Genomic DNA, 14,857 nt, shown 5'->3' on the forward strand with positions numbered 1-14,857 from the left:
CCTAATGCGCTATCGCCGCCGCAAGCGCTTGTGCCCATGAGGACGACGGCACCATTGGCTTCGTGCCGCCCTATTGATCGAGACCGAGCCAACGACCGGTTGCCCGCGCCTGGCGTTCGGCCAGGATCTTCTGACTGCTCTCGAGCCGAACAGCCCGCTGCAAGACCTTGAGCGATGCCCGGATCGCATCAAACGCCTTCCGTTCGGCAGAGGGCACCATGTTGACGACCCCCTTCTCATCACGTCCGATTGCACCAGGCCCGAAGCGGGCGTCGAGAGCCTTGCTTGTCGCAGCGAACTCGTCGCGGACCTTCGGATCGAGCGCGCCGATCATTCCGGCAAGCGCCCCCGGGTTCTTCTTGGCCGCTAAGGTGAGGCGCACGAGATCATCGCGAGCGCCCCTGCTCAGCCCCGGAATGGCTATCCCCATGCGTCGCCGCTCCTCCGCAAGCGTGCGGAGAGCCGCACCGAATGCACTCGAATAGGCAGAAGCAAGGGCCGTCAGGCGACTGCCAACCTCTGGGAGGGCTTGCAGCGCATCCCTGCGCTCTTGCCCGGAAGCAAGCAGCCGGTCGATCAGGCGGTCCGAACCGCGCAGCGCTCCGTAGGCTCTGGGATCGCTGGCGACGGCTGCAGCGATGCGATCTGCCACAATACCCCTTGTGACCAGGGCCTCGATTGTTGCCACCACTGCGGCCGGATCACGCCAGATGTTGACCGCCGCTTCCGCAAGGGCTGCGCGGCGCTTCTGGTAATGCGGTGTCGACATGGCGCGTACTTTAACCTCTTCCTCGACCGGCGCCTTGAATTCGGTCACCCCGGCGAGCAGCGGCGGCGAATTCTGTCTTTCCGGATCAAAGGCCGCGGCAGCGACAATCCGCGTGCGATCCTCGCGTTCGGCCCGATGCTGCGCTTCGGCAAACCGCTTCACAGCCTTGAAGAGATTCACCAGTTCCTCGCGCCTTTCCGGTATCAAGTCCTTCGGCATGCGCTCCATGGCGCTGGCCTCGACATGCTCATTGGCCTTATCGGTAAAGGCGCTCCAGCCGAAGCGAACCGTCAGCGCCGCGCTGACCGCCTTGATTTCCTGCACGACGGAACGATCCGCGGCGGCGAACAAGAACGCCGTCTTGTAAGCCTCCTCCCCACCCCGTTGCCGGACGGCTTCGATTTCGTCGAGGCGGGCACGAGCAGCTCGCGACAGCGCCGGAACCGACAAAGACATATGCGCGCGGCGCGTCCGCTCACGCGCTGCAAAGCGTTCGGCGTTCTTGCGAAAGGCCGCAGCATGGGCGCGCATCAGCGGCTTCAATTCAGCAAGAGCGGCAATTGCGGCATTGCGCTCATGACGCGCCGCCCGCCCATCGATCAGGAGGTCCGAGCCGCGTAAACGTCCGAGCCTGGCCGGCGCGCGTGTAATGTCGTCGGCAAGCCGTTGGGGCGGCGCGTCAGTGTGCGAAGCCATCTCGTTGAGCACGGCAAGCGCCTTGTCCGGATCAACAAAGATCTTTGCGAGCTGCGCGCGAAGGATTGCTTCGCGCGCCTGACAGCCCGGTGAAGCCAGTTGCGCCAGACGCGCATCCTCTTCCACGCCGCTTGGAAAAGACGTCACAGGAGCCAGAAGATACCGCATGTCCTCGACACTGGTCTGCGCAACGGATGCAGCCGGGGACCGGTCATCATGAGCGATGAGGCGCTCGCGCTCGATCGCAAAGCCTAGAGCAACGTTTGCCCGCTCCCACACCATCGCCAGTTCCTTCCTCTTTCTGCCAAGTCGCGTCAGCTGCCGGGCGACATTCTCTTCCATCCCGGCAGCGATTTCGGCGAGATGGTCAATCCCGCGACGCCGCGCGAAATCACCTGCATAGGCCTGGTAGCCAGCCTCATCGTCGAAATCGAGCGTCGTGGTCTTGGCGCCGGAACGCGACAACCGCTCGACAAGCTGCTTGAACAGTTCGGGCCGATGGCTCTCCTGCTCGATGCGCTTCCGGCGGGCTTCGGCGGCTTCGACCTGTGTGGCCGTCCAGACATTGCGATGCACCACCCTTTCCTCGAACCGATTCTGTCCGGTTTCCTCATCGATGACAGGAACCTGAACTTTGACCTTCTCAACACCGTCCTTACGCAGAGTGACGGTGTCCCCGAGGTGGAGCCCTCCCTCCCGGAGTGCCTTCGGCAGGCTTACGCCCCAGAGCCTGTGCGTAACCGCGTCATCGGTTTTGACGTCAGCATATGGACTCGGATCGACGTCCGCTCCTGCGCGGAAACGTGCCTCTCCGACACCGACAAGTTCGCCAGTGACGCCGGCTGAATGATCGAAACGGCGGCGAGTGCCCCATTCAGGTTGTACCGCAAAGTCTTCCTTGGCCGCGTAGAGATCGGCACGGTTGCGATGGCGGGTCATCGAAACATAGGTCAGATGGTGGTCCATCATGCCGGTCGCGAGAACGAACGTCCGGTCGACGGTGGCACCCTGAGATTTGTGGATCGTCGTGGCATATCCGTGATCGACATTGCGGTAGCTGTCCTCACTGAAGATGACATCACGGCCATTGTCGAGGCGCACTGAAAGTAATGTCCGGCCCCGTTTATCGGTCGTCGAAACAACCGTGCCCAGCATTCCGTTCTTGACATACTGGGCGTCGATATTCGCAGCGTGCGGCTCGAGAAAACGGCCGTTCTTGAGGAAGATGATACGGTCGCCAATGGCAAATTCACGCGCCCCCTGTTCGGTCTGGAAGGCGCGACTGTCACGAAGCGCGCCCTCGGCCTTCATCACGGTCCTCAGTGCGTCGTTCAAACGCTTCACGTCCACGTTCGTGTGAGCGAGAACGAGTAGTTCGTCGCCGCGCAAACCCGGGCTTCCTTCATCGGCCGATCTCTGAAGCAGTTCGCGACGGGCACCGGTCCAGTCGGAAACGATGCGTCCGATGGCGTCCTCCCGCCTATCCGCTTCGATAATATGACCTCGCTCCACATAGGCGTCGAGACCCTGTTCGACGTCGCGGCGCGCAAACAGCCGGGAAGCCTCGCGCGCCCATTGCTCGCTTTGCCGGCGCACGCCCGAAAGCTCCGCAAAGCCGATCCGTTCCGTAATCGCCCGGAACGCAGCGCCCGCCTGGATCGGCTGAAGCTGCATGGCGTCGCCGATCAGGACGACCTTCGCGCCTGCCTCTTCGGCAAACTTCAGGACGCGCGCCATTTGCTTCGACGACACCATGCCGGCTTCGTCGATCACCAGCACGTCGCCGCGCCCAAGCCTGTCGCGGCCATCGGTCCAGGCGAGCTCCCAGGATGCAAGCGTCCGCGACTTGATTTTCGAACTGTCCTCCAGGCCTTCGGCGGCCTTTCCGGCAAGTGCTGCGCCGATCACCCGGCGACCTTCGCTTTCCCAGGCGATGCGCGCCGCATCCAGAAGTGTGGACTTGCCGGCGCCGGCAAGCCCCATGACCGCAGCAATGGCACTGTTTCCTGTGACATGCCTGACGGCGTCCACCTGCTCCGCATCGAGCCGGAAGCGCCTTTGCGGATCACGCGTTTCGACGAATCCGATCGCCGCGGTAATCCGCCGATCGGTGATGGCATGCCCGCGGCGCTTCGCGAGAACTCGCACAGACTGAGCCATGTCATATTCGGTGCGCAGGATGTCGCGCGTGGTCAAGATTGCGGGCTCCGCAGCTTTTCCGGTCTGCGGATCGAACGCTTGCGGCTTCAGCGTCACGAGATCGTTCGAAGCCATCAGCCGCGCACGGATATTGGCAAAGTCAATCGGATCGTCGACATAGCGGTGGAGCGTCCGGGCGATATCACGCTCATCAAAGGTCGAGCGCTCATTGGCAAGCTGCTTCAAGAGGAGTTCGGGATCTGCAAGCAGTCGATCCGCCATCTCCTGCCGGCGGGCAAGCTCCGCCGGCGCGAAGAACATCTGTCTGCCCTTGCGAGCCAATGCCGCTCTTTCCGGACCGTGATGTTTCTGCCCGATTCCGTCCAGGCCCTGTTCGGGATAGGAGCGGCCGTCGAGCCGGATCTCATGTCCGGCAAGTGCCAGATGCCGATTGGCCGTGTGGGCCCAGGCAATCTTCCACGCCTTCAGCGTTTCCGTGTCGCCGGCCCAGATTCGATAGACGATCCTGCCCTTCGGACGGTCCGGCGTTACAACGCGCAGCGGCTTACCATCTGCTCCAGTTACCGCCACCTTCTTCGGCCCGAACCCCTCTTCCGTCAGAGGTCTCAGCGTTGTCATCAGGTGGATGTGAGGATTGCCGTCTTTGTCGTGATAGACCCAGTCGGCGACCATTCCTCTTGAGGTGAGGTTGTCGCGGACGAATTCGCGCACCAGAGCGATGTTTTCGGTTCGCGACAGTTCCTCAGGCAAGGCAATGATCAGTTCGCGGGCAAGCTGCGCGTCGGCCCGCTTCTCGAAGGCATCTACGGCGTTCCAGAGCACCTCGCTGGCACCGGCGATCGAGCGTCCGTCAATTGCCTTGCGCAGCCACGCCGGCGTTTCATCCGGCAGGACCAGCTCCTCATGCACCAGTTCGGACGAACCGCCGCGATAGCTGAAGGATGTGCCAACCTGCTCGTCCGTCATTCTCGTGCGATGGCGATAAGCCGCAGCCGAGACGACGCTCCGTCCCGCTCCCCTGCTGATCACTTGCGCTCTGACGAACATGATCGCCACGACCGTCTCCAGACCTGTCCAGCCACGTCGCGCGAGCGACGTATATTGCGCCCTCAAACCGATCGGGCCGACTGGGCTGATACCGCTTTTCCGAAGAAGGCCAGCGGCCGGAATTCCGCACGAGATTCTGAGGCTGGCGCAAGATAGCCTGTTTAACTGACTTGTTCCAGAGTGTATAATCAGAGTGTCACATCAACACGACACAACGGATCATCAAAAATGTCAGCCAGATCGACAATTTCCGAGCTCGATGCGCAGATCGAGAAGCTTAAGGAACGCAGAAGACTTTTGATAGTCAAATCCGCCGAGCGCTTTGCTCGCGCCGCCACAAAGGCGGGTCTGGCTGAAATGGAGTTACCCGACGAAGCACTCGATCAGATCATCGCCGAGATTACGGCGCGATTTCGCAAAGAGGAGAAAAGGACGGCTGGTGGCGCAGCTTCTCAAGCGCCTCGACCAGCGGATAGCGGAACTGGAACGCCGGCGGCGGTTTCACATGACGGCTGAGCGCAAGCGCGAGGCGCGCGAGAAATTTCTGATCGGCGGCATCGTCGTCAGGGCCGGGCTATCGAAAGCCGACCGGGCGTTCCTGTTCGGCGGCCTGCTTGAACTGGCCCGGATCGTTCCGGGCTCTTTAGAACATCAGCGGTTGCGCGACCTTGGCGAAGAGGCGTTCAGGGCCGCTTTTCTGGACGCTCTTCAGGAGAGGACGGAATGGCATTGAAGCATCGATTGCATCCAAGCCTTATGCTTGTGCTCGTCCCCGTCGCCATCACCGCCTTTGCCTTCTACGTGACTGGGTGGCGATGGCACGCATTGGCAGTCGGCATGTCAGGAAGAATGCAATACTGGTTCCTGCGGTCAACACCGCTGCCGCCATTTCTGCTCGGACCGCTCGCAGGGCTCCTGACTGTCTGGCCCTTGCCATTGCATCGACGCCGTCCGATCGCGATCTCAAGCCTTCTCGGCTTTCTCGCCGTTGCCGGCTTCTACGCCTTGCGCGAATATGGACGTCTTGCTCCCCTGGTCGAGCGCGGCCTTGTCGCCTGGGATGAGGCGCTTTCTTATCTCGACGCTTTCGTCGTGGCTGGGTTTATTTTCGGCTTTCTGATCATTGCCGTGTCAGCGCGCATTTCCATCGTGGTTGCCGATCCAGTCAGGCGCGCCAAAGGGGGAATCTTCGGTGACGCCGACTGGCTCTCGATGCCTGAGGCCGCAAGGCTTTTCCCGCCGGACGGCGAAATCATCGTCGGCGAGCGATATCGCGTCGACCGCGAGCTCGTGCACAAGCTTCCCTTCGACCCGAACGATCGTTCGACGTGGGGACAGGGCGGCAGGGCGCCGCTGTTGACCTACAAGCAGGATTTCGACTCCACGCATATGCTGTTCTTCGCCGGCTCCGGCGGATTCAAGACGACCAGCAATGTCGTGCCGACGGCGCTTCGATATTCAGGTCCGCTCATCTGCCTCGACCCGTCCACAGAAGTTGCACCGATGGTGGTCGAGTACCGCAGGCGTGTCATCGGCCGTGACGTGATGGTGCTCGACCCTGCCGATCCGCGAACCGGCTTCGACGTCCTGGACGGCATCGAAACGTCGGCCCGCAAGGAAGAAGACATCGTCGGCATGGCGCATATGCTGTTGTCGGAAAGCGCACGTTTCGAATCGTCAAGTGGCGCCTACTTCCAGAACCAGGCGCACAATCTGCTGACCGGACTGCTTGCCCATGTGATGCTCTCGCCAGAATATGCCGGCAGGCGAACGCTGCGTAGTTTGCGTCAGATCGTTTCCGAGCCCGAGCCGTCGGTCCTCGCCATGCTGCGCGACGTTCAGGAGAACTCGGGGTCGGCCTTTATCCGCGAGACGCTGGGTGTCTTCACGAACATGACGGAGCAGACGTTTTCCGGCGTCTACTCGACGGCATCGAAGGACACGCAATGGCTGTCACTCGAAAATTACGTCGGTCTCGTCTGTGGCAACGCATTCAGATCCGGCGACATCGTCTCTGGCAAAAAGGATGTGTTCCTGAACATCCCGGCCGCTATCCTGCGCTCGTATCCTGGCATCGGAAGGGTGATCATCGGCTCATTGATCAAGGCCATGGTGCAGGCCGATGGCGCATTCGACCGCCGCACATTGTTCATGCTCGATGAGGTCGACCTGCTCGGCTACATGCGGGTGCTGGAAGAAGCGCGCGACCGCGGCCGCAAATACGGGATCACGCTGATGCTGATGTACCAGTCCGTCGGACAGTTGGAGCGGCATTTCGGCAAGGACGGGGCGGTCTCATGGATCGACGGCTGCGCGTTTGCCTCCTACGCCGCAGTCAAGGCACTCGACACGGCCCGCAGCGTCTCGGCTCAATGCGGGGAAATGACCGTCGAGGTAAAGGGCCGGTCGCGCAATATCGGCTGGAGCAGTTCTGCCATGGGATCGCGCCAATCGGAAAGTGTGAATTTTCAAAGAAGACCGCTGATCATGCCACACGAGATCACCCAGTCGATGCGAAAGGACGAACAGATCGTTATCGTCCAAGGCCAAAGTCCGCTCCGTTGCGGGCGAGCGATCTATTTTCGGCGCAAGGACATGAACGAGCAGGCCAAGGCCAATCGTTTCGTCAAAACCAGCCTCTGACCGGCAAGGATATCGTCAGATGGCCAAGGTCCTGCTTGCGGCTTCCGACTGCAACGACCGAAGTGCTCCCGCCATTGAGCCGGCACGTCAAGCGGAAGAGGTGACCCTCTCGATGCGGTCTGCCCCTTTGGTTCATCCAATGCCTTATACCTTTTTTGAAGGGATGCTCGAGACTCTCGCTGACCCCGAGGTCCTCTTGGGGTACGCCTGCATGCACCAGACGCCAGACCGAGGCCGGAATGCAGGACACCAGGGACTGGCGCTGGCCGAATCATTCACTCGGACCCCAAAGGAGCGCGAGAGATCGCGCCCGGAAGCGGCTTTCCTTGACTCGTCGACGGGTTCTACGGCTCCACTTTTTTGGGCCGCCCGCGACCGAGAGCGCCGTCGGCACGGGCCTGCAAATAGGCGTAGATGTCGTCGATATAAGGAGCGAAATTGGGATCGTTGGCGAACCCTTTCATGATCGAACTCCCGCTCGAGCTCCGGCCATCTCGAACGACGCGCCTGAACGTCTCGATATCGAGCGGCCGGTTGACGAGAGAGGATGCGAAAGTCGAGCCGACGCCATCGGGGCCGTGGCAATGATTGCAGCCGGCATGATAACGCCGGTAACCGTTGTAGGTCCGCGCATCGGCATTCCCATCGACCACTTTGTAGAACTTGTCGGCGGCGGCGGCATCCTGCGAAGATCGCCCGGAAATCACCGCGACGCCACAGGCGACGACAGCAAACAGTAGCAGGCGCTGCAATGGACGCATCTTTCTGTGCCTCCAAGGCGCTTGGCGGCGCGGGCCGCGTTGTCCGCCGATAGCGGCTTCGTGCGAACCAATATCAGGAGGAATCGAGCTCTGACTATGTCACAGGCCCGCTGCCGGAAAAGCCGGGGCCCGTTCCTGTGCTGTGAAAGTCACTTTCTCGCACGTAAGGTTCACCCGGCTTCCTCCCGGATCAGCCTTCGGGATTGATCGTCCGTTGGGCGGCTCGCCCGGCATGTCCGGATGGGCCGGCCGGGATCACCGCTCTCGCCGCGAGGCTCCCGGATGGCCAAAAGGGTCAATCCTCGATTATGGCGCTGGTCGACACGTTATCGATCAGGTTTGCGGTGGGCTCCTGCACGAGAAGGACCTCGCCATTACGCAAGATCTCGAAGTCGGCGGACGGCTGGCCGACGGCTTGAGGCACGGAGATCATTAACCGCTGCCCCGGTCCGAGTGTGGATACGAAGCGGATCGGCTGTGCTTCTTCGCCGGACGCCATGGTCGCAACCACTCGGTAGCCGTCTTTTTCGACGGTGTAATACACCGCGCCATTGAAATGGTCGAGATGAATGCTGTAGCCGTTGCCTGGCGCCAGTTCCGACGCCGAAGCGACGCCTGTCGTGGCGAGTAAGGCCATTGCAAATGCTGTAGAACTTCTGGTCATCGCTCCTCCTCCGCGAGCGATCGCCTGCCTGGGCATCCTCTGCCCATGGTGGCAAACCCAGCCTATGCGCAGAGCAGCTCGGGCACATCGGTACGGCCACCCAATTTCCCGGCGGCTGGCACCCTAAATTTCATGCTGGATCAGTTTGCCACGGCTGGCAGCGCATCATCGCTTGACAGGAGCCATGGCTCGCCGCGCAGGCGCAGAAGGACCTCCATACGGTTGGTGGCGTTGAATTTTCCGAGAACGGCGGAAACCTGATGCTCGATCGTGCGCGGGGAGCGCGACAAACGCTGGGCGGCTTCCTTGTTGCTCATGCCCGCTGCGATCAAGGCAAGCACCTGTTGTTCGTGCCACGTCAATCCAAGCGGGTGACGGCGAGCCGCCGCGTATGGTCCCCTGCGGGTTTTCGGCAAATGGCCCGCAACTCCCAAGCGCTGCGCCAGCTTTCGCGCCAGCGCCGCAGCGGGACGCGCCTCCAACGATTCCAACGTCGTGACGGCACGACCCAATGCCGGCCCGGCGTCGGCTCCTCGAACCTGCATCAGGGCAAGCGCCGCTTCATAGGGAAGCCCCAGGCGATCCCACTCCCTTGCCGCCGATAGCGGATTGCCGAGGAGCTCGGCCGAACGCGCTAAAGGAAGCTGCGCCTTCGGCGCGCGCAGCGGTTTGGCCATACCGCATCTCTGCCACCACACTGCCAGTTCGCCGAAGTCCCAGGTACGGAAGTTATCGAGATCCATCTCGGCGAGGGCATTGAGTTGCTCATGGCCGGCACTGACGTCTCCGTCAAGCCAGGCCGCTTCGGCCAGCGCAAGGCGGACAGGCACGATCCGTTGGAGTTCGCCAGTCGCCAATCCTTCCTGGAGCGCCTGCTGGAGAAGGGCCAAGCTGCCGGGCTCACCCAGTCGCACGCGCACCATTCCGAGCACCGTGAGCGCCGGCAGGTGCATGACCATCGGTAGGCGTTCCAGGCTCATGACGCCCTGCGCAACGGTCTCAGCTTCGCGATAGCGACCCTGCTCCATGCGAAGCTGCGCCTGCCGGCCGAGCAGGTATTGCATGGCTGAATCGAGATCGTGCCTGCTGGCGAATGCGATGCCCTCGGACAACAAGCGTTCGGCCAGGACAAAATCCTTGGACACGACTGCGCATTCCGCGAAGTTGGTGTAGGCTCGCGCCGCATGGTCGTGAAATCCGTGCTCGAGCGCCAGCGCCAGGCTTTCCTCCAGCCGCTCGCGCCCGCCAGGACGGCCGGCGAAAAGGAGCGCGGTGCCGACATTGTTCAAGGCGTGGACGCGCGTTTCGATTTGGCCCAGTTGGTCGGCGAGTGAGATCGCCCGCAACCCCCAATCAATCGCTTCGTCGAAGCGATAATGGAGCATGTGAAGTTGAGAGCGCGTGCTGTAGGCCATTGCGAGCTCTGAGCCAGGCGGCAGATTTTCCATTTCGCGCACCGCCTGGTCTGCGTAATCCTCCGCCGGCTGGCCTTCGCCGCGGCGCCAGTGCAGCCGTGACAGCCTGCACAGATTGCGACCGATCTTGTCGGTGCGCCCTAGCTCGCGCCAAATCGCGATAGCACGATGGTGCGCCTCGATCACCGGCTCATAGACGAGCAGGACCAGTCCCGCCTCGTAGGCCCAGTCTTCGTAAAGCTGGGCGGCCAGTTCCGGTGTGGCTTGCGCGACGTATTTGAGAGCTGTCGCCAAATGTGAAGCCCCTTCCCGGTGGGCGCCCAGGCGCGCCGCATGTGCGGCGGCTCGTGGCGCCAGTTCGAGAACGCGCACCCCATCGTCGGCCCCGGCGGCGTGGTGTACACGGCGTGAAAGCAGGGCAGACGCATGGGCCGTGGGGAGTTGTGATATCGCCGCTTCCACCTTTGCATGGAGCGACCTCTGAAGGTTCGGTGGCAGCCGGTCGAGCGTCGCCTGCCGAGCAAGTTCATGTCTGAACATCACGGCGCCTTGGTCGTCTTGCCGCAACAATCCACGCGCCACGCATTGGTCCACCAGTCCTTCGGCCTCGACACCGAGCAGGGACCGGATGAGCCACGGTTCCACGCTTCCTGGCACAATACTGATCACCTCAAGCACTTTGCGTTCACCCGCTGTCAGTCGAGACAGGCGCGTCCAGACCGCATCGCGTATCGAATCTGGTACATGCCCCGGCTCCGCCTCGCCGCTTGCCAAAAGTTCAGTGACGAAAAAGGGATTGCCCTCCGTAACGCGATAGAGATCGGCGGCGCAGCGGCCCGCCTGCTTAGCCAACACCGTCACCGCCTCGCGAGACAGTGGCTCAAGCCTGATGCGAGTAACTGATGTGGATGGAAGATCACCGAGCACATGCGTCAGGGGATGATCGGCGCCGATTTCATCGGTGCGCAGGCTGAGCACTAGAACGGCTGGAAGCAAGGAGATGCGGCGAGCGAGGTATTTTATGAGGTCGAGAGTCGCGTTGTCGGCCCAGTGGACATCCTCGAGGATAAGTACGATCGCATCACTGGTGTGCTGGAGTACATTCAACAGCGCCGGAAAGAGCCGATCCGGCGGAGCCGCCTGATCGAGCAGTGCCGCCACACGGGGATCAAGCAGTTGCCCGATGTCCTGCACGGGTCCGAGCGGACACGGCGTGAAAAGCGCCTCGCACCCACCCCATAATACCCGGCAGCCTTTGTCGGCATGCCCCTCGAACTCGCGCAGGAGAGATGTCTTGCCGATCCCGGCTTCGCCTTCGAGCAGCACGGTGCTGCCATGCCCGGCTGCAGCGCTCCGCATTGCGCTCAGCAAGGTTTGGAGTGGACCTTCTCGATCGAGCAGCATCGCGACCCCCTCTCGTCGGGAGTATAACAAAATAAGATTATTTTGGCACAATAAAGTCTGCGAGTTGAAGGCGGTATTCTGCCAACAATTAGCTATATGTTTTCGTTTTTTCTCCGGGGCATCAAGTAATCCTCTCGAGGTTGCTCGCGCGATGCCCGGCGGATCCGTTGAAAAGCGCAGTGAAAACAATCAACCGGATTGGAGACCATGGCGTTGCGAGCCGCCCCAGTGCGAGCCGGCGTCTTGATTGGCGGCGACAACTCGCGCAAGCCGCATGTTTGGGAGGGAGGCATCCTCATGAGGGTGGCTCCTTCTCGGAAACTGCGGCATCGAACTGACGGTCGAGCACGGCCTGCTCGGCGAGATGCTTGTCGAGCTCCGCCTGGGCTGCGGCGCGTTCGCTGGGGGTGAGGTTGCAGGCGGCAAGCTCGGCGCGCAGCTGGTGGATTTCGTCGTAGTTGGCAAGCATGTGTCTCTCCTCTGTTTGAAGACGAGAGACGGGCACGATGCCGGAGCAGATCGGGTCGAGGATCGCCGCAGGCGACCGGCGGAGCCGGCGAGTGGGGGAGCCGAAATGCGCAGCATTTCGGGGGTACCACTCGTCCTCGAGGCGGTCTGGGCCGGCATGGTACAATCGGCCATCTGAAGTGACAGAATTTTGGTCTCCACGGGTTTATTCATGATGCCGAGCGTCGGGTCATGTCGCGCCAGAAGGGTGGAAACCCGCAGTTTTCCCGGGCTTCCGGCATGGCATGTCGGCATCATAAATCCCGTCAATGCCGGGCCGGCTCCTTGAAGGCGACTTGGATGTGCGTCATCCGTCCGGGGGAGATCGAAGGGCTTCGCGAGAAAAATCGTCGAGCAACAGCCAAAGCCTGCCCGAAGAGATCGGCATGAAATCATAACCTTTCGAAAGCGCCGCTGCTCGCAGCGCGCAAAGGGTCTCAAAGGCGCGGAATTCGGTTCCGAGCCAGAGTGCGAGGTCATCGCCAAATTCGTCCGGAAACGCCTGCAGGAAGAAGGTCTGCAACGGCCGGTCGTAGCCGATGACGGCATCGGGATCACTATGGCGGGAGGAGATTTTCGTGACGGTGATCGTGTAGCGGCTCATGGGGAGCTCCTCTGATCGGATGGGGGGTGAGCTTGCGGGTGGGGCCGGCCCCGTTGCCGGGGCCGGCCTTCCGGATCAGGCCGGGTTGTTCCAGAGGATGACCTTGCGGTTCGGTTCGCCGCCGGGGGCGGGTGCGAGATTGCCGAAGATCACGCCGATTTCCGGTGCCTCCAGCTTGACGGAGAGGTATTCTTCGCCGGTCTGGCGGGCGATGCGGGCCCACGCGGCGCCGATTTCAAAGCCGGTCTTGCGGTGGATGACGCGGTAGTCCGGGGCTTCGTCGCTCGCCTTGTTGGCGTTGGGGACGATGGCGATCGGGGCGTTGACGCGGATGGTGGCGAAGACGCCTTCGAGGGTGCCGTCGGTCTTCTGCGTCAGGGTTGCGATCGTGGTGGCCATGGTATTGTCTCCTTCGGTTGCTCGGGACCATTCCCGATGGCGCCCGAAGAAGGGGCCGAGCCGCAGGCGTCACCGGAGCGCTAGCGCAGGGGAACCCCTTGCGGGTTGACGCTGATCGTGGCCGGTCCCTTAAAAAGGCGTCATATAAAACGGGAATGGTCCTCAATGCGGCCGACGGGGAGAGGTCGTTCGTGGCCATCCGATGCGTCTCGGGGGCAGACCGCCTGCGCCTGTAATGCATGGCGCCGTCCGCATCAACGCCTCCTCGTCCGTTTTCGGCTACAGGCGAGCCCGGCCTGTCCCACGCCAGGCGTCAGTGCCTCACGGGCGGTATCGCCCGCCCGCCGCCTCGCCGCCCGACCATGGGGACGTAGACGCTCGATGCCGGCCTGTTCGGCGGTTTTCGGGAACCTCACCCTGACCCCGAACGGGTCCCGGTCTCTGCCAAAGGGCTCGCTGGACCTCGATAGCAGGGCGCGCAGGCTTCATCCCCCAAGGGCCACTCGTATCCCTCAGGCTCCTTTATTGCTTCGATCTGAAACCGGCTGCCGTCGGCGCATCAGCCGTCGATGCGAAACCCGACCTTCACGACCACCTGGTAGTGGCCCACCACGCCGTCCTCGATGTGACCGCGAATTTGATCGACTTCGAACCATTCGAGGTTTCTCATCGTCTTTGAGGCCCGCGAAATTGCCGTTTCGATCGCCTCCGTGACAGACGTTTTCGAACTGCCGATCAGTTCGACCTTCTTGTAAACGTGGTCGTTCATGTCATCCTCCCTTTCGAACCGAAATGCCTCCAACACGGCTTCCAAGCGTGCCCTCGAGCACAGACGATCCTGGAACGGGCGCCTGTTGTCAAACGAGGGATACGAATGCTTTTGACGAGGGACGGGAAGGTCAGTCGATGCGATTGTCCGGTGCCCAATCGGCCGCTCGATCTCGAACCACTGATTGCGGCAAGCCGGGCGGCAAAAAGGGCCTCGACAAAGTGGCGATGATGACAGTGCCGTTGACCCGGCCGAAATCGGCGGCCGCAGCTTCGCCGTCGCAATGGTTCATGCCGACGTCGCTCCATTACGCTTCGGCTTTGGCTGATGCAGCCGACGCTTCACGTTCGGGCGCAGCGCATTGCGCACATCCTTGTCCACCACGGCGAGATCGAACCACTCCGGATCGAAATGTCCGCCGCACCACCGTTTCATTTCAGCGTGTTCGGGGTCTGTCTTGTCCGACATGGTTTCCAGGAAGCGTTCATATCCGTGCACACCACCGACATCTTCGGGCGGCCTGGCGCGCGCTCCATCGATGCAGGTCGCGTGCCTGGGAGTGACGTCAAGGACCATGAATTCCTCAATGACGACCGAATGGAGCCAGGAATCCCCAAAGTCGTACAGGTAATTGAAGACGGCTTTCTGCTCGAAGTCGCGAAGGCGAACCGCACGAAAATCAAAGACGCGGGGATCATCTTCAATAGCATCCTCCATCAGCAACTCCACATCGCCGTAGCGCAAGCCTCCGATCTGGAACTCGTGCAGGTGATAGTTCCACCAGTTGAATGCCGCCTGAATAACGAGATGCAACTGCTCAAGATTCCACCGCGACGGCAGGACCAACCGGCGCCAGACCCCCGGCTCGATCTCATCCAGTGAGATGTGAACCTGTACTGCGTTGATGGGTTCGAACATGGCGCAATGTGAACAGGATGAATCGAAAAGGGTCAAGTCGACGACACCCACCACCTTGTCCGGCAAAAAGCCATGCGTGATCCCGCATGGCTCCTTGATGC

At 61.7% G+C, this 14,857-nt stretch carries 13 protein-coding genes; 3 read left to right on the forward strand and 10 right to left on the reverse strand.

Going from position 1 to position 14,857, the window contains the following annotated elements; all coding sequences use genetic code 11:
• Positions 1 to 70: 70 nt before the first annotated feature.
• Positions 71 to 4,681, reverse strand: a complete 4,611-nt coding sequence (gene traA, locus AM571_RS15650; protein ID WP_074063277.1) for a Ti-type conjugative transfer relaxase TraA — start codon at positions 4,679 to 4,681, stop codon at positions 71 to 73.
• 219 nt (positions 4,682 to 4,900) lie between these two features.
• Between traA and AM571_RS15655 the strand changes: the two genes are divergently transcribed.
• The 3 genes from AM571_RS15655 to traG are packed head-to-tail and all read left to right on the forward strand — an operon-like array spanning position 4,901 to position 7,315.
• Positions 4,901 to 5,188 (forward strand): TraC family protein, encoded by a 288-nt coding sequence (locus AM571_RS15655; protein ID WP_074062200.1) that lies wholly within the window; start codon positions 4,901 to 4,903, stop codon positions 5,186 to 5,188.
• A complete protein-coding gene (locus tag AM571_RS15660; protein ID WP_074062201.1) occupies positions 5,178 to 5,405 on the forward strand; it encodes a conjugal transfer protein TraD in 228 nt (75 codons plus the stop codon). Before AM571_RS15655 ends, AM571_RS15660 begins: the two co-directional genes overlap by 11 nt.
• Positions 5,396 to 7,315 (forward strand): Ti-type conjugative transfer system protein TraG, encoded by a 1,920-nt coding sequence (gene traG / locus AM571_RS15665; protein WP_074062202.1) that lies wholly within the window; start codon positions 5,396 to 5,398, stop codon positions 7,313 to 7,315. Before AM571_RS15660 ends, traG begins: the two co-directional genes overlap by 10 nt.
• Before the next feature lie 344 nt (positions 7,316 to 7,659).
• On the opposite strand, the gene AM571_RS15670 is transcribed toward traG, so the two are convergent.
• The 9 genes from AM571_RS15670 to AM571_RS15700 form a co-directional block, all read right to left on the reverse strand.
• Positions 7,660 to 8,076 carry a c-type cytochrome gene (locus AM571_RS15670; RefSeq protein WP_081377102.1) on the reverse strand — a complete coding sequence of 139 codons (417 nt, stop codon included), beginning with the start codon at positions 8,074 to 8,076 and terminating at the stop codon, positions 7,660 to 7,662.
• 295 nt (positions 8,077 to 8,371) lie between these two features.
• Positions 8,372 to 8,740 carry a hypothetical protein gene (locus AM571_RS15675; protein ID WP_074062203.1) on the reverse strand — a complete coding sequence of 123 codons (369 nt, stop codon included), beginning with the start codon at positions 8,738 to 8,740 and terminating at the stop codon, positions 8,372 to 8,374.
• 140 nt (positions 8,741 to 8,880) lie between these two features.
• A complete protein-coding gene (locus AM571_RS15680) occupies positions 8,881 to 11,559 on the reverse strand; it encodes an ATP-binding protein (RefSeq protein ID WP_074062204.1) in 2,679 nt (892 codons plus the stop codon).
• A gap of 295 nt (positions 11,560 to 11,854) precedes the next feature.
• Positions 11,855 to 12,028, reverse strand: coding sequence for a hypothetical protein (locus AM571_RS36330; protein WP_155774461.1), 174 nt, complete (start codon positions 12,026 to 12,028; stop codon positions 11,855 to 11,857).
• Between the two features lie 345 nt (positions 12,029 to 12,373).
• Positions 12,374 to 12,670 (reverse strand): hypothetical protein, encoded by a 297-nt coding sequence (locus tag AM571_RS15685; RefSeq protein WP_074062205.1) that lies wholly within the window; start codon positions 12,668 to 12,670, stop codon positions 12,374 to 12,376.
• 75 nt (positions 12,671 to 12,745) lie between these two features.
• Entirely contained in the window at positions 12,746 to 13,069 is a 324-nt protein-coding gene (locus AM571_RS15690; protein ID WP_074062206.1) for a DUF736 domain-containing protein, read from the reverse strand.
• A gap of 559 nt (positions 13,070 to 13,628) precedes the next feature.
• Positions 13,629 to 13,838, reverse strand: a complete 210-nt coding sequence (locus AM571_RS15695) for a dodecin (protein WP_074063279.1) — start codon at positions 13,836 to 13,838, stop codon at positions 13,629 to 13,631.
• Positions 13,839 to 13,968: 130 nt separating this feature from the next.
• Entirely contained in the window at positions 13,969 to 14,130 is a 162-nt protein-coding gene (locus tag AM571_RS36335; RefSeq protein ID WP_155774462.1) for a hypothetical protein, read from the reverse strand.
• Positions 14,127 to 14,756 (reverse strand): plasmid pRiA4b ORF-3 family protein, encoded by a 630-nt coding sequence (locus AM571_RS15700; protein WP_074063280.1) that lies wholly within the window; start codon positions 14,754 to 14,756, stop codon positions 14,127 to 14,129. Before AM571_RS15700 ends, AM571_RS36335 begins: the two co-directional genes overlap by 4 nt.
• Positions 14,757 to 14,857: the final 101 nt, after the last annotated feature.

It is taken from the genome of Rhizobium etli 8C-3, from assembly GCF_001908375.1.
Taxonomy (GTDB): Bacteria; Pseudomonadota; Alphaproteobacteria; order Rhizobiales; family Rhizobiaceae; genus Rhizobium; species Rhizobium etli_B.

Excerpts from the sequence above, each read along its gene's own strand:
- AM571_RS15655 (WP_074062200.1), top strand. The coding sequence starts at position 4,901 with ATGTCAGCCAGATCGACAATTTCCGAGCTCGATGCGCAGATCGAGAAG.
- AM571_RS15660 (WP_074062201.1), top strand. The coding sequence starts at position 5,178 with ATGACGGCTGAGCGCAAGCGCGAGGCGCGCGAGAAATTTCTGATCGGC.
- traG (WP_074062202.1), top strand. The coding sequence starts at position 5,396 with ATGGCATTGAAGCATCGATTGCATCCAAGCCTTATGCTTGTGCTCGTC.
- AM571_RS15670 (WP_081377102.1), bottom strand. The coding sequence starts at position 8,076 with ATGCGTCCATTGCAGCGCCTGCTACTGTTTGCTGTCGTCGCCTGTGGC.
- AM571_RS15675 (WP_074062203.1), bottom strand. The coding sequence starts at position 8,740 with ATGACCAGAAGTTCTACAGCATTTGCAATGGCCTTACTCGCCACGACA.
- AM571_RS15680 (WP_074062204.1), bottom strand. The coding sequence starts at position 11,559 with ATGCTGCTCGATCGAGAAGGTCCACTCCAAACCTTGCTGAGCGCAATG.
- AM571_RS36330 (WP_155774461.1), bottom strand. The coding sequence starts at position 12,028 with ATGCTTGCCAACTACGACGAAATCCACCAGCTGCGCGCCGAGCTTGCC.
- AM571_RS15685 (WP_074062205.1), bottom strand. The coding sequence starts at position 12,670 with ATGAGCCGCTACACGATCACCGTCACGAAAATCTCCTCCCGCCATAGT.
- AM571_RS15690 (WP_074062206.1), bottom strand. The coding sequence starts at position 13,069 with ATGGCCACCACGATCGCAACCCTGACGCAGAAGACCGACGGCACCCTC.
- AM571_RS15695 (WP_074063279.1), bottom strand. The coding sequence starts at position 13,838 with ATGAACGACCACGTTTACAAGAAGGTCGAACTGATCGGCAGTTCGAAA.
- AM571_RS36335 (WP_155774462.1), bottom strand. The coding sequence starts at position 14,130 with ATGAACCATTGCGACGGCGAAGCTGCGGCCGCCGATTTCGGCCGGGTC.
- AM571_RS15700 (WP_074063280.1), bottom strand. The coding sequence starts at position 14,756 with ATGTTCGAACCCATCAACGCAGTACAGGTTCACATCTCACTGGATGAG.